Origin of the sequence: Bacillus sp. NMCC4 (assembly GCF_002998555.1) — a bacterium.
Classification (GTDB): domain Bacteria; phylum Bacillota; class Bacilli; order Bacillales; family Bacillaceae; genus Bacillus.
The window spans coordinates 322,404-346,169 of sequence record NZ_PVRA01000001.1 but is presented as its reverse complement, the minus strand read 5'-3'; the positions used below and the strand labels follow the sequence as shown (position 1 = coordinate 346,169).

Annotated in this window: 25 protein-coding genes and 1 tRNA gene; 22 read left to right on the top strand and 4 right to left on the bottom strand. The window is 43.1% G+C overall.

The window, feature by feature from the left end; all coding sequences use genetic code 11:
- The first annotated feature begins 84 nt into the window (after positions 1-84).
- From C6Y02_RS01870 to C6Y02_RS01790, 17 genes are all read left to right on the top strand, one after another.
- Entirely contained in the window at positions 85-1,260 is a 1,176-nt protein-coding gene (locus C6Y02_RS01870; RefSeq protein WP_106030538.1) for an ATP phosphoribosyltransferase regulatory subunit, read from the top strand.
- Positions 1,253-1,894 carry an ATP phosphoribosyltransferase gene (gene hisG, locus C6Y02_RS01865; protein WP_003213329.1) on the top strand — a complete coding sequence of 214 codons (642 nt, stop codon included), beginning with the start codon at positions 1,253-1,255 and terminating at the stop codon, positions 1,892-1,894. The genes C6Y02_RS01870 and hisG overlap by 8 nt, the downstream gene beginning before the upstream one ends.
- Positions 1,891-3,180, top strand: coding sequence for a histidinol dehydrogenase (gene hisD / locus C6Y02_RS01860; RefSeq protein WP_106030537.1), 1,290 nt, complete (start codon positions 1,891-1,893; stop codon positions 3,178-3,180). The genes hisG and hisD overlap by 4 nt, the downstream gene beginning before the upstream one ends.
- Positions 3,177-3,761, top strand: coding sequence for an imidazoleglycerol-phosphate dehydratase HisB (gene hisB, locus C6Y02_RS01855; RefSeq protein ID WP_034660084.1), 585 nt, complete (start codon positions 3,177-3,179; stop codon positions 3,759-3,761). Before hisD ends, hisB begins: the two co-directional genes overlap by 4 nt.
- A complete protein-coding gene (gene hisH / locus C6Y02_RS01850) occupies positions 3,761-4,399 on the top strand; it encodes an imidazole glycerol phosphate synthase subunit HisH (protein WP_034660083.1) in 639 nt (212 codons plus the stop codon). Before hisB ends, hisH begins: the two co-directional genes overlap by 1 nt.
- Complete coding sequence (gene hisA, locus C6Y02_RS01845; protein ID WP_106030536.1) at positions 4,396-5,133, top strand: 1-(5-phosphoribosyl)-5-[(5-phosphoribosylamino)methylideneamino]imidazole-4-carboxamide isomerase; 738 nt, start codon at positions 4,396-4,398, stop codon at positions 5,131-5,133. Before hisH ends, hisA begins: the two co-directional genes overlap by 4 nt.
- Positions 5,130-5,888: an imidazole glycerol phosphate synthase subunit HisF gene (gene hisF, locus C6Y02_RS01840; RefSeq protein ID WP_106030535.1), complete on the top strand. Its 759-nt coding sequence runs from the start codon at positions 5,130-5,132 to the stop codon at positions 5,886-5,888. The genes hisA and hisF overlap by 4 nt, the downstream gene beginning before the upstream one ends.
- Complete coding sequence (gene hisIE, locus C6Y02_RS01835) at positions 5,885-6,514, top strand: bifunctional phosphoribosyl-AMP cyclohydrolase/phosphoribosyl-ATP diphosphatase HisIE (protein ID WP_106030534.1); 630 nt, start codon at positions 5,885-5,887, stop codon at positions 6,512-6,514. Before hisF ends, hisIE begins: the two co-directional genes overlap by 4 nt.
- Before the next feature lie 130 nt (positions 6,515-6,644).
- Positions 6,645-8,105, top strand: coding sequence for a tetratricopeptide repeat protein (locus C6Y02_RS01830; protein ID WP_106030533.1), 1,461 nt, complete (start codon positions 6,645-6,647; stop codon positions 8,103-8,105).
- Between the two features lie 363 nt (positions 8,106-8,468).
- A complete protein-coding gene (locus C6Y02_RS01825) occupies positions 8,469-9,851 on the top strand; it encodes a C40 family peptidase (RefSeq protein WP_034660078.1) in 1,383 nt (460 codons plus the stop codon).
- Positions 9,852-10,084: 233 nt separating this feature from the next.
- The gene (trxB, locus tag C6Y02_RS01820) at positions 10,085-11,035 is read left to right on the top strand and encodes a thioredoxin-disulfide reductase (RefSeq protein ID WP_034660715.1); all 951 of its coding nucleotides are present in this window, start codon (positions 10,085-10,087) and stop codon (positions 11,033-11,035) included.
- A gap of 357 nt (positions 11,036-11,392) precedes the next feature.
- Positions 11,393-11,857 carry an 8-oxo-dGTP diphosphatase gene (locus C6Y02_RS01815; protein WP_003213484.1) on the top strand — a complete coding sequence of 155 codons (465 nt, stop codon included), beginning with the start codon at positions 11,393-11,395 and terminating at the stop codon, positions 11,855-11,857.
- Positions 11,858-11,896: 39 nt separating this feature from the next.
- A complete protein-coding gene (gene rapZ / locus C6Y02_RS01810) occupies positions 11,897-12,784 on the top strand; it encodes an RNase adapter RapZ (RefSeq protein ID WP_034660713.1) in 888 nt (295 codons plus the stop codon).
- Positions 12,785-13,744, top strand: coding sequence for a gluconeogenesis factor YvcK family protein (locus tag C6Y02_RS01805; protein ID WP_034660077.1), 960 nt, complete (start codon positions 12,785-12,787; stop codon positions 13,742-13,744). It abuts the gene before it with no gap.
- Between the two features lie 17 nt (positions 13,745-13,761).
- Positions 13,762-14,712, top strand: a complete 951-nt coding sequence (whiA, locus tag C6Y02_RS01800) for a DNA-binding protein WhiA (RefSeq protein ID WP_034660076.1) — start codon at positions 13,762-13,764, stop codon at positions 14,710-14,712.
- Between the two features lie 26 nt (positions 14,713-14,738).
- The gene (locus tag C6Y02_RS01795) at positions 14,739-14,996 is read left to right on the top strand and encodes an HPr family phosphocarrier protein (protein ID WP_034660075.1); all 258 of its coding nucleotides are present in this window, start codon (positions 14,739-14,741) and stop codon (positions 14,994-14,996) included.
- 39 nt (positions 14,997-15,035) lie between these two features.
- Entirely contained in the window at positions 15,036-15,779 is a 744-nt protein-coding gene (locus tag C6Y02_RS01790) for an arylamine N-acetyltransferase family protein (RefSeq protein WP_034660073.1), read from the top strand.
- Between the two features lie 51 nt (positions 15,780-15,830).
- On the opposite strand, the gene C6Y02_RS01785 is transcribed toward C6Y02_RS01790, so the two are convergent.
- Both C6Y02_RS01785 and C6Y02_RS01780 read right to left on the bottom strand, forming a co-directional pair.
- Positions 15,831-16,319: a ribonuclease gene (locus C6Y02_RS01785; RefSeq protein WP_034660072.1), complete on the bottom strand. Its 489-nt coding sequence runs from the start codon at positions 16,317-16,319 to the stop codon at positions 15,831-15,833.
- Positions 16,320-16,503: 184 nt separating this feature from the next.
- Positions 16,504-17,481, bottom strand: coding sequence for a 2-hydroxyacid dehydrogenase (locus C6Y02_RS01780; protein ID WP_106030532.1), 978 nt, complete (start codon positions 17,479-17,481; stop codon positions 16,504-16,506).
- 553 nt (positions 17,482-18,034) lie between these two features.
- Between C6Y02_RS01780 and C6Y02_RS01775 the strand changes: the two genes are divergently transcribed.
- Both C6Y02_RS01775 and C6Y02_RS01770 read left to right on the top strand, forming a co-directional pair.
- Positions 18,035-18,616, top strand: a complete 582-nt coding sequence (locus C6Y02_RS01775) for a beta-class carbonic anhydrase (RefSeq protein ID WP_034660712.1) — start codon at positions 18,035-18,037, stop codon at positions 18,614-18,616.
- A 37-nt stretch (positions 18,617-18,653) separates the two neighbouring features.
- A complete protein-coding gene (locus tag C6Y02_RS01770) occupies positions 18,654-20,276 on the top strand; it encodes a SulP family inorganic anion transporter (RefSeq protein ID WP_106030531.1) in 1,623 nt (540 codons plus the stop codon).
- Positions 20,277-20,304: 28 nt separating this feature from the next.
- Here C6Y02_RS01770 and C6Y02_RS01765 read toward each other — a convergent pair whose 3' ends face one another.
- Positions 20,305-20,646 carry a MazG nucleotide pyrophosphohydrolase domain-containing protein gene (locus C6Y02_RS01765; RefSeq protein ID WP_034660068.1) on the bottom strand — a complete coding sequence of 114 codons (342 nt, stop codon included), beginning with the start codon at positions 20,644-20,646 and terminating at the stop codon, positions 20,305-20,307.
- 136 nt (positions 20,647-20,782) lie between these two features.
- On the opposite strand from C6Y02_RS01765, the gene C6Y02_RS01760 reads away from it, so the two are divergent.
- On the top strand, positions 20,783-21,361 hold the full coding sequence (locus C6Y02_RS01760; protein ID WP_034660067.1) for an LOG family protein: 579 nt from the start codon (positions 20,783-20,785) through the stop codon (positions 21,359-21,361).
- A 59-nt stretch (positions 21,362-21,420) separates the two neighbouring features.
- On the opposite strand, the gene clpP is transcribed toward C6Y02_RS01760, so the two are convergent.
- Complete coding sequence (clpP, locus tag C6Y02_RS01755) at positions 21,421-22,017, bottom strand: ATP-dependent Clp endopeptidase proteolytic subunit ClpP (RefSeq protein ID WP_034660066.1); 597 nt, start codon at positions 22,015-22,017, stop codon at positions 21,421-21,423.
- A gap of 252 nt (positions 22,018-22,269) precedes the next feature.
- Between clpP and C6Y02_RS01750 the strand changes: the two genes are divergently transcribed.
- Positions 22,270-22,345, top strand: a tRNA-Arg gene (locus C6Y02_RS01750).
- Positions 22,346-22,716: 371 nt separating this feature from the next.
- Entirely contained in the window at positions 22,717-23,607 is an 891-nt protein-coding gene (locus tag C6Y02_RS01745; RefSeq protein ID WP_060597723.1) for an ABC transporter substrate-binding protein, read from the top strand.
- The last annotated feature ends 159 nt before the right edge of the window (positions 23,608-23,766 follow it).

Below are 23,766 nucleotides of genomic sequence, written 5' to 3'. Positions count from 1 at the left end.
CTTTATTTTGTTAGCATATTATCATATTAGCGAACTAAAGGATTCGGAATTTTTTGTTTTAATGTGTTGGAGGTGCAGAAGAGCATGTTTATGTTTGAGAAACCATATGGTATGCGGGATTCATTACCAGGATTGTATGAGACGAAGAAAAAAGTGAGACATTCATTAACAGAGGTCATGAATGGCTGGGGTTACCGTTTGATGGAGACACCAACGCTTGAATTTTACGATACAGTCGGTGTTCAATCGGCGATTACAGATACACAGCTCTTTAAGCTTTTAGATCAGAACGGGCAAACCCTTGTACTCAGACCTGATATGACGGGACCTATTGCGAGAGTGGCGGCTTCAAAGCTTCATGAACAGGCGTATCCGCTTCGCGTTGGGTATGCGGCCAATGTGTTCCGGGCGCAGGAAAGAGAAGGCGGAAGGCCATCAGAATTTGAGCAGGTCGGAATTGAGTTGATTGGTGACGGGTCGATTAGTGCAGATGCTGAAGTGATCGCGCTTGTCGTATTTGCATTAAAAAATGCCGGGCTAAAGTCCTTCAAAATCGCGATCGGGCATGTCGCTTTAGCAGAGACGTTATTTGTAGATGTATTGGGAAATACAGAGCGTGCAAACGTCCTCCGCCGATTCTTATATGAAAAGAATTATGTAGGATACCGCCAGCATGTGAAGCAATTGCCACTCTCCTCCATCGATAAAACGAGGCTGTTACAGCTTTTAGAGTTAAGAGGTGGCCAGGAAGTCACAGAGCGGGCAGAGGAAATCGTCGTTTCACAAGAGGGAAAAGAGGTGCTCACACAGTTAAAATCGCTTTGGGAGACTCTTGAAGATTACGGCTGTACAGAATATATCCGTTTAGATTTAAGCATGGTGAGTCATATGAGCTACTACACGGGCATTTTGTTTGAAGTATTTGCAGATCATGTTGGGTCAGTCATCGGAAGTGGCGGCAGATATGACCAATTGCTGGCTCATTTTGATGCACCTGCACCAGCTACAGGGTTCGGACTTCGATTAGACCGTCTGCTTGAAGCGCTTGATGCAAAAGAAATCAATGAGCCGCAGGAGGCAGTGATTTTTAGTAAAGAACAAAGACTGGAGGCTTTTGCTTTTGCAGAAAAGGAGCGGTCAAAAGGGAAAAAGATCGTCCTGCAAGACTTAGCAGGGATTGAAAATATTGACGCGATGACCAAGGCATTTGAGCAGGTGACTTATTTTATCGGCGCTAGAAAGGGAGAGTCAAATGGGTAAAGTGTTGACGATGGCGATGCCAAAGGGCCGGATATTTGAAGAAGCAGCTGGGTTGTTGAGACAGGCGGGATATCAGCTGCCAGAGGAATTCGAGGATTCAAGAAAGTTAATCATTGATGTACCGGAAGAAAACCTCCGCTTTATTTTAGCGAAGCCAATGGATGTGACAACTTATGTCGAGCACGGTGTAGCGGATGTTGGCATTGCAGGGAAGGATGTCATGCTCGAAGAAGCTCGTGATGTGTACGAAGTGCTCGATTTAAACATCAGCAAATGCCATTTAGCGGTTGCCGGATTACCGGGAGCCAGCTGGGGCGGTGTCGCGCCGCGTGTGGCAACAAAGTACCCAAATGTCGCATCTTCCTATTTTAGAGAACAAGGGGAGCAGGTGGAGATCATTAAGCTGAATGGCTCCATTGAATTAGCACCGCTCATCGGACTTGCCGATCGTATTGTTGACATTGTCTCTACAGGTCAAACACTCAAGGAAAATGGACTTGTTGAAACGGAGCATATTTGTGATATTACGTCACGGTTTATTGTCAATCCTGTGAGCTATCGGATGAAGGATGCGGTGATCGATGAAATGGCGCAGCGCCTTGCAAGAATCATTGAAGGGGAGGAAACATCATGAACATCACCTACATACAAGAAGGTGAGACAGAGACACTCTCACTCAAGCGGACTTTAGATACAGGCACAAAAGAGCAGCGCCTGGCTGTTCAGCGGATTATACAAGAAGTGAGGCTAAATGGTGATCAAGCGGTACAATCTTTTACAAAGCAATTTGATGGAGTGCTGCTTGAAGATCCGCTTGTCACAGAGGAGGAAATGACAAAAGCCTCCGAACGCATGGACCCAGCCATGATTCAGGTGATCCAAACGGCTATCCGTCATATTCGCACATACCATGAGCGTCAGCTGACATCCTCTTGGTTTTATCACCAGCAGGATGGCTCGATGCTTGGACAAAAGGTGACACCGCTCGATGCAGTCGGTGTGTATGTCCCCGGCGGAACAGCTGCTTATCCCTCATCTGTTTTAATGAATGTGATTCCGGCGCTTGTCGCTGGTGTTGAGCGAATTGTCGTTGTCACACCTCCAGGGAAAGATGGCCATCTCTCAGACGCTGTACTGGCTGCTGCAAAGGAGCTCGGTATTTCTGAGATGTATAAAATGGGCGGTGCGCAGGCGATTGCGGCACTTGCCTATGGAACAGAAAGCATCCAGTCTGTTGATAAAATCACAGGTCCAGGCAACATATATGTAGCCCTGGCAAAGCGGGAAGTATTTGGCCTGGTAGACATTGATATGATTGCCGGTCCAAGTGAAATTGCGGTTCTAGCAGACGATACGGCATCGGCACATGAGGTAGCGGCTGATTTACTTTCGCAGGCAGAACATGATGCGTTGGCATCTAGTGTTTTGGTGACACCGTCTAAGACACTTGCTGAAAACGTGCAGGCTGAGGTGCAAGCGCAGCTGGACACCTTGCCAAGAAAATCAATCGCCGCACAATCCATACAAAATCATGGCCGTATATACGTGACAGATTCCATGGATCGTGCAGTAGACGTCGTCAACCAGTTAGCGCCAGAGCATTTAGAAGTGCTGACAGCATATCCAGAATCACTTCTTGGTCAAATCAAGCATGCAGGGGCGATTTTTTTAGGGCGTTATAGCCCTGAGCCGGTGGGAGATTATTTTGCAGGACCAAATCACGTGCTGCCAACCAACGGAACAGCTAGATTCTCCAGCCCGCTTGGTGTGACCGATTTTCAAAAGAAAACGAGCATTATTTCATATAGTCAAGAAGCCTTTGAGACACACAGGGATAGCATTGCAGCTTTTGCCAGATTAGAAGGGCTCGAAGCGCATGCAAGGTCGATTGAATCGAGAAAGCGGGAGGAATCGTCATGAGACAGGCGGAAACAGCGAGACAAACAAATGAAACGAATATTTCGTTAGCGTTAGAGATTGATGGGGAAGGAAAAGCAGATATTCAAACAGATGTCCCTTTTATGACACACATGCTTGATTTATTTACGAAGCATGGACACTTTAATTTGACCGTCGATGCGAAAGGAGATACGGATGTTGATGATCACCACACAACAGAAGATATCGGCATCGTGCTTGGGCAAATGTTTAAGGAAGCGTTAGGTGATAAAAAGGGAATTAAGCGGTATGGCTCCAGCTTTGTTCCGATGGATGAAACGCTTGCCCAGGTCGTGGTGGACTTAAGCAATCGCCCTCATTTGGAAATGAGAGCGGCCTTTCCAAGTCAAAAGGTCGGTACCTTTGATACAGAGCTCGTGCATGAGTTTCTTTGGAAGTTTGCGCTAGAAGCTCGTATAAATCTTCATGTGATTGTTCACTACGGAACCAATACGCACCATATGATTGAAGCCATTTTTAAAGCGATGGCACGCGCCCTAGATGAGGCAACAACCATTGATCCACGTGTGAAAGGGATTCCTTCGACAAAGGGGATGCTCTAATGATCGGAGTCATTGATTACGGAATGGGAAATTTGTTCAGCGTATCAAAAGCACTGGAACGAGCAGGTGCCAGTTATATCGTCTCCTCTGATGTGGAGGAGCTCAAAAAGGCAGATGCTTATATTTTGCCTGGGGTCGGTTCGTTTCGTGATGCGATGCAGCTGTTAAAACAGACAGGACTTGAAGAGTTTATCCACCAAGTTGTGCAGGAAGGAAAGCTGCTATTTGGTATTTGTCTCGGGATGCAGCTGTTATTTGAAGAAAGTGAAGAGGCAGGACGTACGAAAGGTTTGGGGCTGTTAAAAGGGCGTGTCGTTCTTTTAAAGGATCGCGACCAGGATGGGCAAAGGCTGAAGGTGCCTCATATGGGGTGGAATGAGCTCACATTTCATCAGCCCTCCCCATTGTTTGATGGTGTACCGGAAGGATTTGCGTACTTTGTTCACTCTTATTATGTAAGTGATATGAATCCAAAAGAGCAATTAGCAAGTGCGGATTATGGCGTTCAAGTACCAGCAGTTGTCGGCAAGGGGAATGTGCTTGGCGCACAGTTTCACCCTGAAAAAAGCAGTACAACGGGAATGGCGCTGCTCAAACAATTTATTCAATTAGCAAACGAACAGAGGGTGAACAAATGAGTGAATTTACATTGTATCCAGCGATTGATATGAGAAATGGCAAATGTGTACGGCTTGTGCAAGGAGATTATGATCAAGAAACCATTTATGGAGATTCGCCGCTTGATATGGCTGCGCGGTTTGCAAATGAAGGAGCAAAGTGGATTCATCTCGTTGACCTAGATGGTGCGAAAGCAGGGAATCGCGTCAATCATGAGCATGTACTGGCGATTGCTTCATCCTTAGATGTGAATGTACAAATTGGCGGCGGTATTCGGACAGAAGAAGACGTTGCCTTTTATATAAACAATGGTGTAGCTAGAGTCATCCTTGGCAGCTCCGCTGTTTCTAATCCCGCCTTTGTGAAAAAAATGCTTGCGCAATATGGGGAGAAAATAGCGATTGGGATCGATGCGCGAAATGGCTTTGTATCGACTGAGGGGTGGCTTGAAACGTCGAAAGTGAAGGCGGAGGAACTCGGCAAAGAATTGGCAAAGGAAGGCGCGGAGGTCTTTATTTTCACGGATATTCAAATGGATGGCATGCTGTCTGGCCCCAATGTGGAAAGTACAGTTCGCTTAGCGGAAGCTACCGGCAAACAAGTCATTGCTTCAGGTGGTGTAAGCGCGCTAGCTGATCTTCAAAAGCTGTCAGCACAAAAACAGTCAGGTGTTTCTGGTGCGATCATTGGAAAGGCCCTATACACGAAGCGGTTTACTTTAGCTGAAGCAATTGAAGGGCTTGACCGCGTATGATGACAAAACGAATCATTCCATGTCTCGATGTGAAGGAAGGGCGTGTGGTCAAAGGGGTGCAATTCCTCGGCTTAAAGGATGCTGGTGATCCGGTAGAATTAGCGCAGATGTATGATGAGGAAGGGGCGGATGAACTCGTCTTTCTTGATATTTCTGCCTCTCATGAAGGCCGGAAAACGATGGTGGATGTGGTCAAGCAAGTGGCGTCCACTCTTGCCATCCCTTTTACGGTAGGCGGCGGGATTAACCACCTTGATGACATGAAGCGCATATTAAGAGCGGGTGCAGACAAAGTATCTGTGAACACAGCGGCAGTGTTAAGACCAGAACTGATTTCAGAAGGCGCCGATTTCTTTGGTTCCCAGTGCATCGTCGTCGCAATAGATGCAAAGTACGATGAAGAGAAAAAAGAGTACATGGTCTACACACACGGAGGGCGCCGTCAAACGGATATAGAGGTCAGCGATTGGGCAAAAGAAGCCGTGCTGAGGGGAGCAGGAGAGATTTTACTGACAAGTATGGATGCCGACGGTGAGAAAGCAGGCTTTGATCATCGATTAACAAAGCTTGTGTCAGAAGCCGTCACCGTGCCTGTCATTGCCTCGGGAGGCGCTGGCAATGCCCAGCATATGCTGGAGGCATTTACAAAAGGAGAAGCTGATGCAGCATTAGCAGCCTCCATTTTCCATTATAAAGAGACTTCAATTCAAGAGGTAAAAACATACTTGAGAGAACACGGGGTGAAGGTCAGATGAAACAGGCAAACGAATTATCCTTTAATGAGGCAGGCCTGATACCTGCAATTGTACAGGATGCTCAAAGTAAGGAAGTATTGACATTGGCGTATATGAATCAAGGATCCTATGAAAAAACACTGGAGACAGGGGAAACATGGTTTTACAGCCGGTCGAGAAACGAGCTTTGGCACAAAGGCGCCACATCTGGACATACTCAGCGAGTCACATCCATTCGATATGACTGTGACAAAGATGCTCTGCTTGTTCTTGTCACACCAAGTGGACCAGCCTGCCATACTGGCAGCTATAGCTGCTTTTCGGAAGAAGGCGTGAAGCTTCAAACGGAAGAGCAGGATCGTTTTGCGATTTTAAATGAACTTGAACAGGTGATTGCAAAACGTCAGACAGAAATGCCAGAAGGCGCTTATACAACCTATCTATTTGAAAAAGGGGTCGATAAAATCCTAAAAAAGGTAGGGGAAGAAGCGTCAGAGGTCATCATTGCAGCGAAAAACCGGGATCAAGAAGAATTGAAATGGGAAACAGCCGATCTCCTGTATCATCTGCTTGTGTTATTACGTGAACAGCAATTGCCGCTTGATGAGGTATTAAAAGTATTAAAAAAGCGTCATCAAGGTGAGTGAAAAGCCGGGGGCACCTCTGGCTTTTTGTTTTTGAGTGAAAAACAAATCCTTCCTTTTCTTTTGTTCTATGTGACGACTCGTGAAGTATGTTATACTACACACGGTACACTGTTCGAAATGGAGGGTATCGGTGAGTAAATACACTTCTCAAAATAATCACACACAAGTCGTCCAGCTATTCCAAGATGGGCATTACTTTTTTCATAAAGGTCTAAAAGCTTATAGAGAAAGAAATCTATCTAAAGCGAGTAAGCTGATACAGCGGGCTATCGTACTTGAGCCTGAAAATGTAGAAATGCTATCACAGCTTGCCATTATTTATACTGAAATGGGTCATTACCAACAATCAAATGAACTGCTTGATTTCATACTTGAACATATCGATGAAAACATGTCTGAGTGTCACTATTTTAAAGCCAATAATTATGCGAATCTAGGACTCTTTCAAGAGGCATATAAGTCAGCTACTGCCTATGCTTCATTGGAAGAGAACGGGGAATTTGCAGATGAAAATGACGATCTCCTCGACCTGCTCGATATGAGCGACGAAGAGGACGAAGATTTTCCTTACGATCAGGATGACCTGATTGTCAAGCAGGATCAAGCGAATCACTTGCTAGAAAGCGGCAGGCTTGATGAAGCCATTGAAATGCTGGAACAGATGATTGTTGAGTATCCAGAATTTTGGTCAGCGTATAATAATCTCGCTTTGGCCTATTTTTATTCTGGTCAAATCCATCAGGCGAAAGAGATGTTGAACCGAGTTCTTCATGAAAATCCGGGTAATCTGCATGCCCTTTGCAACCAGCTTGTCTTCTATCATTATGAAAAAGAAGAAGAAAAGGTCAATACGTTAGCGAAGCAATTAACGCACGTGTATCCAATATTAAGTGAACAGCGTTATAAGCTTGGCGCAACATTTGCCCTAATTGGAGAATTTGAATGGGCCTTTAAATGGCTTTATTCTTTGTACAAAACAGGCTTTCAGGGAGATAGTACATTTTTATACTGGCTCGCAAGCGCAGCTTATTATACAGGCCACAAAACGCTTGCACAGACGGTTTGGAATAAGATGGTCGAAGAAGATATCGATGCAGATGAAATCAAGCCGTGGCAGGATAAACCCGAGGAGACTGAGCCAATGGTCTCCATTGAGGAGCGGCTGACTGCGTACTATGTGAGCAAACAAAAAGGGGAACGTGACGTTCTTCAATCTGTCCTTGATGCACACGCAGCGAAAACAGCCTTCGAACAGCAATTCATCGAACTGCTCTTATACGAAGATGAAATGGAAGTGCGGTCGTTTTCAGAAGATGCGGTTTTCGCAAAACAGGCGGCATCCAGCTTGGAAGAAGCTGTTCAGCCTGACAGCCATATGCCTTATTTTTGGTTATTCCATATTATTCAGCAGGCACGTGCTTCTGGCGTAGATAAGAAAAATGCGCCTGCATGGGCAGCAGCATCTTATTATTTATGGATGCAGGAGCAAGAAGGATCAGCTGTGAGCAAAAAAGAGATTGCAGCCTCTTTTCAAATCAGCGTTCAAACACTGTCTAAATATGAACAAGTCATTTGTGCGTTAATTGATTAAATAGGTAAATAGATTCAGCAGATTGCAGCATGGCCGAAAAGGTCATGCTTTTTTCTTGGATAAAAAGGTGGGATTTGCAAGGATTTGGCGAAGTATGACAATCACGACATGTTTTTGAAACATAAATGTAATAAAAATATTAGCTCATTTTGTCGATGTCTCATGTATAATGAAAATCGTGGATTAAAACAAAGACATATATTTAGATATTTTACTATACATAATGAAACACCTAGTGATAGAAACAATCTGGTCAACATCTGACTGATCAATCAGGAAGAAAGACATAGATAGCACAGATTGGCCGCAGAGAATTTGCTGCTTTCTCATGTCGCTTGGAAATTGTCAAAGGAGGAACTATTCGTGAAAAAGTTTATTACTTTCGGTTTAGCTTCGGTCATCGGAGCGAGCGGTTTATTTATCCCATTTACTCATGAAGCAAACGCACAGAACTTTGAACAAAAGAAACAAGAGCTGGACAGCAAGCAATCTGAGGTCAACAAAAACCTTCAAAAGAAAAAAGATGAGCTTTCAAAGCTTGAAGCAAAACAAGAGGCACTTGCACTAAAGCTAAAAGAAATTGACGAGAAAGCTTTAAAAACAAGTGATCAAATCGAAGAAAAACAAAAAGAAAATGAACAAACAAAAAAAGAAATCAAAGCACTGAAACAAGAAATTGCTGATACTGAAAAACGTATTGAAGATAGAAACAAATTCTTGAAAAAGCGTGTACGTGCGCTTCAAGAAAGCGGCGGTTCTACGAAATACATAGATGTATTACTAGGAGCGAAAAGCTTTAGCGATTTCATCAGCCGTGCAGGTGCAGTATCTACACTCATCAACGCAGACAGCGAAATCATTAAAGAGCAAGAAAAAGACAAAGCTGAGCTTCAAAAGTCTGAAAACGAATTAAACACAAAGCTTGAAGATGTTCAAAAGACACTTGCAAAGCTTGAAACGCTTCAAACAGACTTGAATAAACAGCTTGATGAAAAAGACAAGCTATTCAAGCAAGTGAAAAAGCAAAAGGGAAGTGCATCTTCTGAAATCAGCGAGTTAAACAGTGAGGCTAACAGCATTGCATCTGAAAAAGACGCAACAATCGCTGCTCAAAAACAAGCTGAAAAAGAAGCGAGAGAAGCAGCTCAAAAAGCAAAAGAAGAAAAAGCACAAAGACAACAGCAGCGTCAAGCGAGTGTTCAAGCGGAAGACAACAGCTCAACTAACGACAGCAGCCCGTCTTCAAATAACAGTAACAGTGGATCTTCAAATAATAATAACAACAGCAGTTCACCAAGCAAGAAGCCATCTTCTGGCGGTGGATCACCTGTCAGCAGTAACGTAGGCGGAATCGAAGGTGCAATCAGCACAGGTTCTACCATCGTTGGACAATCTCCGTATAAATGGGGCGGCGGCAGATCACAAGCCGATATTGATGCACGTCGTTTTGACTGTTCTTCATTCGTTCGCTGGGCATTCGCATCAGCAGGCATCAACCTTGGACCAGTTGGCGGTACAACAACAGATACGCTTGTAGGTAAAGGAAGAGCTGTAAGTGCATCTGACATGAAACGCGGAGACCTTGTGTTCTTTGATACGTATAAAGTAAATGGACACGTTGGTATTTACTTAGGAAACGGTACATTCTTGAACGATAACAGCTCTCGCGGTGTTTCAGTTGACTCTATGAGCAATGTTTACTGGAAAAAAGCATTCAATGGCGTTGTGAGAAGAGTCGTTGAATAAATCGTTACTTACTATATAACCGTAAACAGGCTTCCTTAAACAGCAGTTTAAGGAAGCTTTTTCTTTTTTTGAAGATATGAGCAAATGATTCGCTTATTATCCGCAGATTTAATAGGATATGGGTAAGGAATAAAAGTAAGAGTGGAATTGATGCTCTCTGTCATGAATGGAAGCATCACCCAAGGGCATTCTAATAAGAAATGCTAGCAGCAATTGAAGAGGGAGTGACAGTTGTGTCAGAAGAAAAAATCTACGATACGATCATCATTGGAGCGGGACCTGCCGGAATGACAGCCGCTGTTTATACATCACGGGGAAATCTTTCAACATTGATGATTGAAAGAGGGATTCCAGGCGGTCAAATGGCAAATACGGAAGATGTCGAGAACTATCCTGGCTTTGAAAGCATTTTAGGGCCAGAACTTTCAAATAAAATGTTTGAGCATGCGAAGAAATTCGGTGCTGAGTATGCATATGGCGATATCAAAGAAATCGTAGACGGTGAAGAGTACAAAATCGTCAAAGCCGGTTCAAAAGAATACAAAGGACGCTCTGTCATTATTGCGGCAGGTGCTGAATACAAAAAAATCGGTGCACCAGGTGAAAAAGAACTTGGCGGCCGGGGCGTCTCTTACTGTGCAGTATGTGACGGTGCTTTCTTTAAAAACAAAGAGCTCGTGGTCATTGGCGGTGGAGACTCTGCGGTAGAAGAGGGTGTATACCTCACACGCTTTGCGTCAAAAGTAACGATCGTTCATAGACGCGATAAACTTCGTGCACAAAGCATTTTACAAGCGCGTGCTTTTGATAATGAAAAAATCGACTTCATGTGGAACAAAACCGTTAAACAAATTAATGAAGAAAACGGTAAAGTCGGCAGTGTGACCTTGATTGATACGGTGACTGGTGAAGAAGAAGACTTTAAAACAGACGGCGTCTTTATCTATATCGGGATGCTCCCACTATCTAAACCATTTGAAAATCTCGGCATTACAAATGAAGAAGGATATATCGAGACAAACGAAAGAATGGAAACAAGAGTGGAAGGCATTTTCGCCGCTGGTGACATTCGTGAAAAAACACTCCGTCAAATTGTGACAGCAACAGGTGATGGAAGTATTGCCGCACAAAGCGCACAGCATTATGTAGAAGAGCTTGCTGAAAAGCTGAAAGCAGCGAAATAAATGGCTGTCGTAAATCCTTAATATAGCGTCATGGGCTTTTAACTGGAATGTAACACGGGTGAAATAATTTTCCGTTATGATAAAACTAGTAATTGACCCCCTTTTATAAGGAATACATGTTTGGCACGGATGAGAATCCGTGTCCTTTTTTTTGCTTAAAATCAGAAATTCATGAGATGTTCACAAATGACGCATGGAGAACCATTAGATGCTGTAAAATAAAGAGTAGAGAAATTGCCCGCCACCTCTTTCAGACGAAATCCGGTCTGTTTTCGGTGAAGAAGGGGCATGTTCATTGTGAGAGTCAGGATGAACCTGTATAATAAGTTAAAGACATAAAAGAGTAGGTGACAGCTGATGCAACGAGTAACCAATTGTGTGCTGCATCACGAAGATCAAGTTCTCTTGCTGCAAAAGCCAAGACGGGGCTGGTGGGTAGCGCCGGGCGGCAAAATGGAAAGCGGAGAATCGGTCAAGGATTCAGTCGTTCGAGAGTATAGAGAAGAAACAGGAATTTATATTTTAAATCCACAGTTAAAAGGTGTTTTTACCTTTATCATAAAAGAAGGCGATCAAATCGTTCAAGAGTGGATGATGTTCACCTTTATGGCAGATTCATTTACTGGAAAAAACGTGACAGAGTCAGAGGAAGGCATTTTAAAGTGGCATGAAGTAAAGGATGTGCCTCATTTACCGATGGCACCAGGAGATTCTCATATTCTTGATTTCATGCTAAAGGGAAAAGGACTTCTGCACGGTACTTTTACGTATACACCTGATTTTGAATTGATTGCTTATCGGTTAGATCCTCAAGGAGACTAATACATGAACCGTTTTCATAAAGAAGGAGAGGAAGCAGGCATGAATACGAACAAACAAGAAGATATTCAGCTTGTGATTATTACAGGAATGTCAGGTGCGGGGAAAACCGTTGCCATTCAAAGCTTTGAAGACTTAGGTTACTTCTGTGTAGATAACTTGCCGCCATCACTTTTACCGAAGTTCCTAGAGCTCATGAAGGAATCGAATTCTAAGATGAGCAAGGTCGCCCTTGTGATGGATTTACGCGGACGAGAATTCTTTGACAGCTTAATTGCAGCTTTAGATGAAATGAGTGATCTTGGCTGGATCACACCAAGAATATTATTTCTAGATTCAAACGATAAGGTGCTTGTCTCAAGATACAAAGAAACGAGACGTTCGCATCCCCTTGCGACAACAGGTTTGCCCCTCGAAGGAATCGCAATGGAACGCGACCTGTTAGAAGAGTTAAAAGGCCGGGCTCAAATGATTTTTGATACATCGGATTTAAAACCAAAACAGCTTCGAGAAAAAATTGTCGCGCACTTTGCCACGAACCAAGGGCAGGTGTTTACAGTGAATGTGATGTCCTTCGGTTTTAAATACGGTCTGCCGATTGATGCTGATCTTGTATTTGATGTGAGATTTCTGCCGAATCCTTACTATATTGAGAGCATGCGTCCACAGACTGGAAACGATGAAGAAGTGCGCTCCTATGTAATGAAATGGAGCGAGACACAAAAATTCACAGAGAAATTAATTGACCTTCTCAGCTTTATGCTTCCGTCCTATAAACGAGAAGGAAAAAGTCAGCTTGTGATCGCTATTGGCTGTACAGGCGGACAGCACCGATCAGTGACGCTAGCTAACTACTTATCGGAGTATTTTAAAAATGACTACTACACTCATGTCACTCACCGGGACATTGAAAAGAGAAGCAGAAAATAGATGACGACACTTCCAAAGGTGGTCATTCTTGGTGGGGGCACTGGCTTATCTGTTTTGCTCAGAGGGCTAAAAACAAAACCAGTGGACATTACCGCTATTGTAACGGTTGCTGATGACGGAGGCAGCTCAGGCAGACTGCGGCATGATTTGAATATTCCGCCTCCAGGCGATATTCGAAATGTCCTTGCAGCTCTCTCTGATGTTGAACCGCTTGTAGAAGACTTATTTCAGCACCGTTTTAACAAAGGGAATGACTTAACAGGCCACTCTCTTGGCAACCTCATTCTTGCGGCCATGACAAATATAACCGGTGATTTTTTTCATGCCGTCACAGAAATGAGCAAGGTCTTAAATGTGAGAGGAAAAGTCTTGCCAGCAGCGAATTCAAGTGTTGTACTTCATGCTGAATTAGAAAACGGGCAAGTGGTGACAGGAGAATCAAAAATCCCAACCTACGGTGAGCGAATTAAACGAGTGTTCCTCACACCCGATACGATTGAACCGCTCCCAGAATCGATTCAAGTCATTCGTGAAGCTGATTTGATCGTGATTGGGCCAGGCAGCTTGTATACGAGTATCCTGCCAAACTTGCTTGTACCGCATATTGGCGAAGAAGTGATTCGCTCGAAGGCGAAAAAAGTGTATATTTGCAATGTCATGACGCAGCCAGGGGAAACGCTTTCCTACAGTGCAGCTGATCATGTGCAGGCATTAAATGATCATATGGTTCGTCCATTTATCGATACCATTTTTGTGAACAATAAAGAAATTCCAGAAGAGATCAAAGCAAAATATGCAGAAGAACAGGCACAGCCTGTACAGTTCGACACAGATGTACTCAAGGCAATGGGACTGGAAGTCATCCCTGGGGAAATCATTACATATGACCAGCATGTGATTCGTCACGACACGCTGAAAGTAGCCTCGCTGCTTGTCGACCTGCTGCATAAGAAAAAATAGGAATGGGGGTGGCAAGGATGTCATTTGCATCCGAAACAAAAAAAGAGCTGACTAATCTGGACGTGAAGGACTGCTGCACAAAAGCAGAGCTTTCTGCCCTCATCCGTATGAACGGTTCATTATCTTTCTCTAATCGAAAATTAATTCTAGATATACAGACAGAGAACGCAGCCATCGCAAGACGGATTTATACGCTGCTGAAAAAGAAATATGATGTCACAGTCGAGCTGCTCGTTCGTAAGAAAATGAGATTAAAAAAGAATAATGTGTATATTGTCAGACTGGTAGAACGAGCGAAAACCATTTTAGAGGATTTGAAAATATTAGGTGAGCAATTTGTATTTGAGCGCAATATTTCAGAAGAGCTTGTAAAGAAAAGATGCTGCAAGCGCTCCTATATGAGAGGTGCTTTTTTAGCAGGCGGTTCTGTGAATAATCCAGAAACGTCTTCCTATCACCTTGAGATTTTTTCACTATATAAAGAACACAATGATGCCCTTTGTGAGCTGATGAATCAATTTCAACTCAACAGTAAAACACTTGAGCGTAAAAAAGGATACATCACGTATATGAAAGAAGCCGAAAAAATTACCGAATTCTTAAGCGTTGTAGGTGCGCATAATTCACTTCTTCGCTTCGAAGACGTTCGGATCGTCCGTGATATGCGAAATTCCGTGAACCGGCTCGTCAATTGTGAAACAGCAAACTTAAATAAAACGATTGGTGCATCACTGCGCCAGGTCGAGAACATTCAATTCATTGATGAAAAAATTGGACTTGATGCCCTGCCGGATAAGCTGCGAGAAATTGCAAAACTGCGAGTCGACTATCAAGAGGTCACGCTAAAGGAACTGGGAGAAATGGTGGAAAGCGGCAAGATCAGCAAATCAGGCATTAACCACCGCTTAAGAAAGCTAGATCAAATTGCAGAACAATTACGAAACGGACAAGCTGTTACACTCAAATAGGAGAATGAAAAAGGGAGGCAGATCATATGGTGGAAAAAACGGTCACCATCCAGTTAAAAACAGGCTTGCAGGCACGTCCCGCTGCTTTGTTCGTACAAGAAGCCAATCGCTTTGGGGCTGAAATTTTTCTAGAGAAGGACGGAAAAAAAGTCAATGCGAAGAGCATTATGGGTCTCATGAGCCTTGCGATCAGCTCTGGGGTCACTGTCACACTGATAGCAGATGGTGCGGATGAACAAGAAGCCATTGATGCGTTAACGGATTTTATCAATCAAGAAAACTGAGTCTCTTCACAGACTCAGTTTTTTTAGAAGGGAATGAATATGATGCAATCAGCATTTTTACAGAAGATCGGATACGAAGGCCAGTCCATCACCTTTGATGACCTGCCTGTATTATTAAAAAAGATGGCCTACACCTTTCCATTTGAAAATAGATCTGTGCTGAACAAACAATCCTATGCCTTGAATCAAGAGGGGTTGAAGCAGCATCTTCTTGAAGGAGAAAGAGGAGGTCTTTGCTACGATCTCAATCCTCTCTTATATTATGTGTTAAAAGAGGCAGGGCTTGCTGTACAGCTCGTTCAAGGGACCGTGTATAACAAAGAAGCGTGCACATGGGCAATTGATGGCACGCACGTAGCCATGACGTTGAACCATCACAACGAACGCTTCCTTATTGATGCGGGATTTGGTGTGAATTTACCTCTTCAGCCTGTACCTTTTACAGAAGAATGGGTGGAAGGAGCGTCTATTCGGTTTCGAGTCAAAGAAGAGGAAACCGAAAAAGGAACGCATCTGCTCCAATTAGATAAGGGGGAAGGCGCTGAAACAGGCTATGCTTTCACATTGGAAGAGGTGAGCGAGCCTACTTTGGTCCAAATGAGACATGAGATTTATGAAAATGAAGCCTCTCCTTTTAACAAAAGACCGCTTGCGTCAAAGCTCACACCAACAGGACGTGTAGTCGTCACCGAGGATCATGTCACCACACATGAACATGAAGAAGTGTCGAAAAAACCGCTGCCACTGCCTTTTGAGGAATACGTGAAAACTCTTTTGCCGTAAGCAGCATCAAAAAAACAGCCCTAGGTCAAATGGGGCTGTTTTTTTGATTGATTATCGAATACGTGTGAAAGTTGCATAATGGTCTGTTGTTTTGTAAATGAGCCAGTCACTTGAATACACGAGGCGGTCAGCATTTCGGAAGCCAGAGACGTAGTTGATATCTGCCTCACGCCATGTTCGGCCGCTTGCTGAAGGAAGACGTCCCTCCCGGTTAGAGAAAACATCTCCACCGATGCTTTTACCTGGGGCAACCTCTGCTAGATTTCCCTTTGATGCCACCCATCCAAGAGCACTTGCTTGTGATTTTGTGATGTAGTTATCAGGCAGTCGTTTGTAGCGAATTAAATAATCTGCTACACCATCAAACGTATTAATGACGGCAAGGGTATGAACATCTGATGTAAGTTGAATAGTAGCTGTTTCATTTGTGGCGGTCTGTGTAAGAGGTGTTTCGGCATAGGCTTGCTGCGGAATAAAACCAGAAAACAGAATAGCAGCGATCAGAGCAAACATAGTAAAAACCGAACTGATTTTTTTCATCTTCATCCTCCTATTAAGGAAATCGGATGCTGTCCTCTTGATGCTTGTCTACCTCATATTATAGCACCCGAACATGAAGGAAATGTAAAGAAACAGGTTCTTTGCTAAAATGAGGCTTTTTTCCTGATAACCTTCTGATGAAATAAATAAAAAGACGCAGCTCCGAATCCTGCGTCTTTTCCGATTAAGATGAAGCAAGCTCCTTCACAATATCAACAGGGGCTTTGCCATCAATTCCATGAATCACATTATGAATGGCTCGTTTCAGCATAAGATCCCGTGTTGTTTCAGTAGCAGAACCGATGTGAGGAGCAAGGGTGACATTGTTCATTTCTTTGAAAGGATGATTCTCCTGAAGCGGTTCCTGCTCAAACACATCAAGACCTGCGCCTTTGATCCATCCCTCCTGAAGCGCTTGAATGAGGCTTTTTTCATCCACTGTTTTCCCGCGTGAGATGTTTACAAATAAAGCCGTTTGCTTCATTAACTTCAATTCCCGTTCTCCAATCATATGATACATTTCATTGGTCAGCGGTGTAATCAACACAATGATATCGGCTTGCTTTAGCAGGTCATCAAGTGTGCAATATAAAGCGCCATATGCTGATTCAGCCTTTTCATTCCGGCTGCGGTTATGATACAGGACGTTCATATCAAAACCATGTGCGGCTCGTTTGGCTACTTGCTCTCCGATTCGTCCCATGCCAATAATGCCAAGCGTTTGATGATGGACATCGATGCCAAAGATATCTTCTTCCTGTACAAATTTCGTCCATTTCCCCTCGCGGATAAAACGATCAAGCTCGGCAATTCTTCGCGCAGAGGAAAGAATGAGTGAAAATGCAAGGTCAGCAACAGTATGATCGAGTGTATGAGGCGTGTGTGTACCAATTACGCCTCTTTGCCTCATCAATTCTATATCGAAATTGTCATAGCCAACAGAGTTATTGCTCACTACTTTGAGTTTTGGTGCGTGATCTAATAGCTCTTGATCGATTTTCGTTCCAGACGTTAAAAGACCATCAGCATGCTGCAGTTTTTGAAATAAAGTATCTTTTGGAATGGGGTCTTTGGATTGCCACACCTCGTATGTACAATGTTCCTTTAGTATTTCCTCAAATGAAGCAGGTAATGGTTTGGCGACAAAAATGTGTGGTTTCACTGTCAACTCGCTCCTTTCACATGATCATCTTACTCCTTTTATTATAAAGCAACCATTTCGGCTGAACACGTTTGAAGGTTATCTGCTCAATATTTAATATACTAAAATAACGGAAAAGAGAGACATTTTCTTAGTGAAAAAGTATATTCATATGCCATCTGATCCATTTTTTACATCGATAAGAGTCAGCTAATGGGAGATGTGACATATGAAAAAGCCTGATTTTCTGAGAGATTATCTGACAAACTGGAAAATAGATCGAGATTTTTTGATAGAAAAATGATTATATTTGAAACGTATTAAACGGGAAGGTCGTTTTCTACTAAACCATTTCATCGTCTTTTGGCGATCTGAGAACGATAGATTGAAAGGAAGACCGCGTCTCCCTTACGTTGAAGCGGAAAATAGAGAAAATGATGACTTTTTTTCTCATCGTTTTCTCATTTTTTTCTTTTTTTTCTATCATTTTTCTTCTCTATGCTTGAGAACACACGAAAGAAAAGGGGGACAGGCAGGGACTTACGTGACTTATAAAAAGATGGGAGATGGCAAGATGGGATCAAAATTAGAACAGATTCTTCAGCACAATTCAGAGTTCGTACAAGAGAGACATTATGAGCCTTACAAAGCGGGGAAATTTCCCGAAAAGAAACTGGTCATATTAACTTGTATGGATACACGTCTTTTGGAATTATTGCCGCAATCCATGGGGCTGCGCAACGGTGATGCCAAGATCATTAAAAATGCGGGCGCCATTGTAACTCATCCGTTCGGCAGTGTGATGAGGAGTATTCTACTAGCCATCTATGAGCTAAAGGCAGAAGAGGTATGCATTGTAGGACATCATGAATGCGGAATGGCAGGTCTTGCGGCAGATCCTTTACTTGAAAAGGCGAAAGCACGCGGCATTGAAGAGAAATGTTTGAGCATTGTGAAAAACTCAGGAGTTGATTTAAAGGGGTGGCTGACAGGCTTTGATTCGGTTGAAGAGAGCGTGTCCCAAAGTGTGAAATTGGTCAAAGAGCATCCATTGATGCCAAGTGATGTGGCTGTTCATGGACTAGTCATTCATCCAGCAACGGGAAAGCTGGATGTTGTTGTGAAAGATAAACAGATTGACGCGCAGTATACCTAAATCATCTACACATACTTGAAGGAGGCCAACACATACCATGCGTTTTTATGGAAGATTTGAAGGATATGATTCATCAAAGTTTAGACGCGATTTAATCGCTGGGCTTGTCGTGGGCGTTGTGGCAATTCCTTTAGGCATGGCTTTTGCCATTGCATCTGGTGTCGGACCAGAATATGGATTATACACAGTCATCGTTGCCGGCATTTTGATTTCATTGTTTGGTGGTTCAAAGTATCAGATCGGCGGGCCGACTGGGGCGTTTGTTCCGATTTTATTTGGTATCGTCAGCCAGTATGGTATCGAAAACTTACTCATAGCCGGTTTTATGGCAGGCTGTATGCTTGTATTATTCGGAATATTCAAACTAGGGAAGCTCATGAAATTTATTCCTCGTCCGGTTATCATCGGCTTTACTGCTGGCATTGCTGTCATTATTTTTTCAGGGCAGATTGCCAACTTCCTCGGGTTAAAGGGTGTTGAAAAGCATGAAAGCTTTTTCCTCAATATGAGAGAAATTGTGGTCCATCTCGGTACCGCAAACAGTCTTGCCATCATCACAGCCGTTATTGGGCTCATCGTGATTGTGGCGGCTCAAAAATACATTCCCAAAATACCTGGTGCTCTATTAGGTCTATTGGCTTCAACGTTTCTAGCTGTTCTCTTTTTCCAAGGACAAGTTGAAACGATTGGCTCGGCATATGGGGAAATTCCTCGTCAGCTGCCAAGCTTCGCTTTTCCTGAATTAACGATTGAAAAAATGATATACCTCCTGCCTCCAGCTATTGTCATTGCGCTTTTAGGCGGAGTGGAGTCAATCTTGTCAGCTATGGTTGCTGATAATATGAAAGGCTCAAAGCATGACAGCAATAAGGAGCTTGTCGGACAAGGGATCGCCAATATGGCGGCACCGCTGTTCGGAGGAATTCCGGCGACTGGGGCGATTGCCCGTACGGCAACAAACATCAAAAATGGCGGAGCAAGCCCGATTTCTGGTGTGGTACATGGCGTCGTCGTGCTGCTCATCTTAATGCTATTTGCGCCATATGCGTCGATGATTCCACTTGCTGCGATGGCACCGATTTTAATGTTTGTGGCTTGGAATATGAGTGAGAAAAAAGAGTTTATCAATATTGTAAAAGTGAAAAATGCGGATTCACTTGTACTTGTTGTGACCTTCCTGCTGACGGTCATCGGTGATTTGATTATTGGCGTCACCGCAGGTCTCATTTTAGCATTTATCGCTTTTATCAAAAAAATGAGCCAGACGACCAGCATTCAAACTAATGTTGCGGTTCCCCAAATGGAAACGGCAGCTGCTTTAGAAAAACAGACAGACCAGCGAGGCATCAGTATGTACTCCATTGAAGGGCCGCTGTTTTTCGGAACAACAGATTCATTGGAAAATTCGATTTTGGACCATGTTCAGACAAAGCCAAAAACGCTCATTCTGCTCATGAATAAAGTCAATTATATGGACACATCAGCAGAAGCGGTTCTGATGAATATCTCCAATCGTTTAAAGCATCATAATGGAAAGCTGATGATTGTCGGACTTCAATCGCAGCCGAAAGAGCTTTTGCGTCGAACGGGTCTTTTTCATCATATTGGAAAGCAGCATTTCTTTGAACGAACAGATGATATCTCGCCACAGCAGTTATAAGGTGGAAAAAAAGCACGTGACAATGTGGTCACGTGCTTTTCACTTGCTCTATTTCTTCTGAAAAACGCTTTGTGAGTTTCTGTTGATGAGAGGAGAAGACCTCTTCTACTGTGACATCATAGAGATTGGCTAAAATAAGTAGATTCGCTAACACATCACCCATTTCTTCAACGAGTTCTTTCTTCAACTCGGATGATTTTTGTCTTTGCTCATCAGGCCGGTCACGTCCGATTTCTATTGCTCTAACAGCACGAGCGAGTTCTCCCGTTTCTTCCATGAGGAAGCCTAACCGGATAAACGGCCCGTATTTTGTCCAATTTCTCATTTCATAAAAATCCTTGATCCACTTCTCCATCTCCGTTGTTTGCATTTTCTTTATACATCTCCTTATATGGTGTTTACCTTTTGATTTTACACTATATATAGATGGATCGGCTGTTTTTTTACAATTAATTATAGTAGAATGAGTGGGAGAAGAAATCATAGAGAGAGATGGAGCTGTTCTGATGAAAACGATTTGTGTGTTTGCTGGTTCGAATCCAGGCGTGAAGGACGTCTACAAACAAAAGGCTGTAGAGCTGGGGACTTATATGGCAGAGCAAGACATCCGTCTTGTATACGGCGGTTCACGAATTGGATTAATGGGTGCCATTGCAGATGAGGTTTTAAGACAAGGCGGGCAAGTGATTGGGGTCATGCCTAAGGGGCTTTTTAGAGGAGAAGTTGTGCATCAAGAGCTGACAGAATTAATCGAGGTAACAGGAATGCATGAACGAAAAGCGAAAATGAGCGAGCTGGCTGATGGATTTATTGCGATGCCAGGCGGCTTTGGTACATATGAAGAATTATTTGAGGTGCTATGCTGGGCACAAATCGGCATCCACCAAAAGCCAATCGGCTTGTATCAAGTGAATGAGTATTTCAATCCGCTCATTGACATGGTGAAGTTTAGTGTACAGGAAGGTTTTTCGAATGAATCACACCTTCAATTGTTACATGCTTCCAGCGAACCGGAGGAATTAATCACGCAGATGGCTTCTTATCAAACACCATCTCTTCAGCAGAAATGGACAGAGTTGTCTTAAAGCGTTTTTGAATCACAAAAAACCGTCTGTTCAAGGAGCAGACGGTTTGTTTTGTCATATTATTTTTGTTCTTCTGAATTACGGGTCAAGACTTTGTCAATGAGTCCGTATTCAAGTGCTTCTTCCGCTGTTTTGAAGTTGTCACGATCTGTATCGCGCTCAATCACTTCAATTGGCTGACCAGTACGTTCAGCAAGTACTTGGTTCAGTTTATCGCGTAAAGAAAGGATTCGTTTTGCCGCAATTTCAATTTCTGTTGCTTGACCTTGGGCACCACCTAGTGGTTGGTGAATCATGACTTCACTGTTTGGAAGGGCATAACGCTTACCTTTTTCACCAGCAGCAAGCAGGAACGCACCCATAGATGCAGCCATACCAATACAAATGGTTGATACCTTTGGTTTAATAAATTGCATCGTATCGTAAATGGCCATACCAGCTGTGATCGAACCGCCAGGGCTGTTAATGTAGATAGAAATATCTTTTTCTGGATCTTCAGCTTCTAAGAAAAGCAGCTGTGACACGATGGAGTTGGCAACATTGTCATCGATCGCAGAACCAAGCATGATAATACGGTCTTTTAAAAGACGAGAATAAATGTCGTAAGCTCTTTCCCCACGATTTGTTTGCTCAATGACTGTAGGTATTAAATTCATAATGTTCCTCCTTCACCTTTTAGGTAAGTATGTAATTCAATGATACATTTTTGGTCAATAAAGGTCAAACAAAACGCTGACCTAAATTCAAATACCCCTATCCATTTTCCCCAAACTCATTCCACTTCAAACCATCATATTAGTCTATGTATCCAAAAGAAGAAAATACATGTTCAGGACTGATGATTAATCATTGCTTTCTTGCAGCATTTCCCTTATAATTTGATATGCTGACGTTCAAAAACATATCGTGCGCTCGTAGCTCAGTTGGATAGAGCGGTGGTTTCCGGTACCACGTCTGCCGGGGGTTCGAATCCCTCCGAGCGCGTACTTGATCTTGTTCACGATCGATAAAGGTCCAATGAAACCCTCTCCTTTGAGAGGGTTTTCAGATTGTTGACAAAGGGCTAAAATGATCTTTATTTTAGCCCTTTGTCTTCTTTTCAGCGTGATAGAAAACCTTTGAAGTCTAGGAAGGACGAGCACCGAAGCGAGCGAATTTAACATTCGTGAGCATCGGCGCACAGGACTGACACCGAATGCGAGGGTTTGTCTACACGCTGAAACCCTCTCCTTTGAGAGGGTTTTTTCGTTTACACATATATATCATTCACTTTTAAAATTTTTCATTTATGACTAGCCATTTATGCTATAATTAATAATCATTCTCAATTAAAGGTGGTTTCACAAGTGAAAAAAATGATTTGGCTGGTCAGTCTGCTGGCATTATTATTAGTGGCATGCGGGCAGAAAGAGAATAAAGAGCAAGCAGCAAGTACACGTACATATACAACTGAAACGGGTGAAAAGATCACCATTCCCGCCAAGCCGAAGCGTGTTGTTGTGTTAACAGCGCAGCTTGGAAACTTTAAAAAGTTAGGTGTGACACCTGTTGGCATGACAGATGTTTACCCAGAATCGTCGTTTTTAGATGAATCAGGTGTGAAGCGGGTACCGATCGAAAATGTAGAGGCGATTGCCAAGCTAAAGCCTGATTTGATCATTGCATATTCCCAAAACGAACAGATTGAAAAGTATAAAAAGATTGCCAAAACGATCACGTTTACGACAAGTGAACACAGCTTCAAAGAGATGCATATTGAAATCGGAAAGATTCTTGGAAAAGAAGCGTTAGCGAAAAAACAAATACAAGAAATGGACGAGCAGCTGAAGAAAGACGGCAAAGAGGTCAAAGCAAAAATTGGTGATGACAAGACGTTCTCCATTATGGACGTGCAGCCAAAGCAAGTATACTTATTTGGTACAGACTTTGGCCGCGGCGGGGAAGTCATCTATCAAGGGTATGGATTCAGCTTGCCTGAAAAGGCAGAAAAAGCTCTTCCGAAAGAAGGCTATCTTGGTATTTCATTAGAAGAGATGAACCAGTATACAGGTGACTATTTACTTGTACCCACAAAGGATGGAAAAGCACCGAATCTTGATATCACAAACAGCGGTGTATGGAAGAAAAATCAAGCAGTGAAACAAGGACATGTCCTGTACTATTCAATTAATGAATTTATCTATGCGGATCCAATCTCAATTGAAAAACAGTCTGCTGCGTTTAAACAAATGCTGCTCAAAAAATAATAGAAAAAAGACAAAGCACATAACATGGGGCTTTGTCTTTTTTCTTCTTGTCATCTCTTAAAATACTGGTCATAAGACTCATTTCTTCCCTTTACAGGCGTATTTGTTGAGCCTGCTGGCTGTATATGATTAACATGGAAGAGAATTGACAATGAGGAG

Excerpts from the sequence above, each read along its gene's own strand:
- whiA (WP_034660076.1), top strand. The coding sequence starts at position 13,762 with ATGTCATTTGCATCCGAAACAAAAAAAGAGCTGACTAATCTGGACGTG.
- C6Y02_RS01765 (WP_034660068.1), bottom strand. The coding sequence starts at position 20,646 with ATGCAAACAACGGAGATGGAGAAGTGGATCAAGGATTTTTATGAAATG.
- hisH (WP_034660083.1), top strand. The coding sequence starts at position 3,761 with ATGATCGGAGTCATTGATTACGGAATGGGAAATTTGTTCAGCGTATCA.
- rapZ (WP_034660713.1), top strand. The coding sequence starts at position 11,897 with ATGAATACGAACAAACAAGAAGATATTCAGCTTGTGATTATTACAGGA.
- hisD (WP_106030537.1), top strand. The coding sequence starts at position 1,891 with ATGAACATCACCTACATACAAGAAGGTGAGACAGAGACACTCTCACTC.
- C6Y02_RS01870 (WP_106030538.1), top strand. The coding sequence starts at position 85 with ATGTTTATGTTTGAGAAACCATATGGTATGCGGGATTCATTACCAGGA.
- hisA (WP_106030536.1), top strand. The coding sequence starts at position 4,396 with ATGAGTGAATTTACATTGTATCCAGCGATTGATATGAGAAATGGCAAA.
- C6Y02_RS01795 (WP_034660075.1), top strand. The coding sequence starts at position 14,739 with ATGGTGGAAAAAACGGTCACCATCCAGTTAAAAACAGGCTTGCAGGCA.
- hisF (WP_106030535.1), top strand. The coding sequence starts at position 5,130 with ATGATGACAAAACGAATCATTCCATGTCTCGATGTGAAGGAAGGGCGT.
- hisIE (WP_106030534.1), top strand. The coding sequence starts at position 5,885 with ATGAAACAGGCAAACGAATTATCCTTTAATGAGGCAGGCCTGATACCT.
- C6Y02_RS01785 (WP_034660072.1), bottom strand. The coding sequence starts at position 16,319 with ATGAAAAAAATCAGTTCGGTTTTTACTATGTTTGCTCTGATCGCTGCT.
- C6Y02_RS01790 (WP_034660073.1), top strand. The coding sequence starts at position 15,036 with ATGATGCAATCAGCATTTTTACAGAAGATCGGATACGAAGGCCAGTCC.
- hisG (WP_003213329.1), top strand. The coding sequence starts at position 1,253 with ATGGGTAAAGTGTTGACGATGGCGATGCCAAAGGGCCGGATATTTGAA.
- C6Y02_RS01805 (WP_034660077.1), top strand. The coding sequence starts at position 12,785 with ATGACGACACTTCCAAAGGTGGTCATTCTTGGTGGGGGCACTGGCTTA.
- hisB (WP_034660084.1), top strand. The coding sequence starts at position 3,177 with ATGAGACAGGCGGAAACAGCGAGACAAACAAATGAAACGAATATTTCG.
- C6Y02_RS01815 (WP_003213484.1), top strand. The coding sequence starts at position 11,393 with ATGCAACGAGTAACCAATTGTGTGCTGCATCACGAAGATCAAGTTCTC.
- C6Y02_RS01770 (WP_106030531.1), top strand. The coding sequence starts at position 18,654 with ATGCGTTTTTATGGAAGATTTGAAGGATATGATTCATCAAAGTTTAGA.
- C6Y02_RS01760 (WP_034660067.1), top strand. The coding sequence starts at position 20,783 with ATGAAAACGATTTGTGTGTTTGCTGGTTCGAATCCAGGCGTGAAGGAC.
- C6Y02_RS01775 (WP_034660712.1), top strand. The coding sequence starts at position 18,035 with ATGGGATCAAAATTAGAACAGATTCTTCAGCACAATTCAGAGTTCGTA.
- clpP (WP_034660066.1), bottom strand. The coding sequence starts at position 22,017 with ATGAATTTAATACCTACAGTCATTGAGCAAACAAATCGTGGGGAAAGA.
- C6Y02_RS01745 (WP_060597723.1), top strand. The coding sequence starts at position 22,717 with ATGATTTGGCTGGTCAGTCTGCTGGCATTATTATTAGTGGCATGCGGG.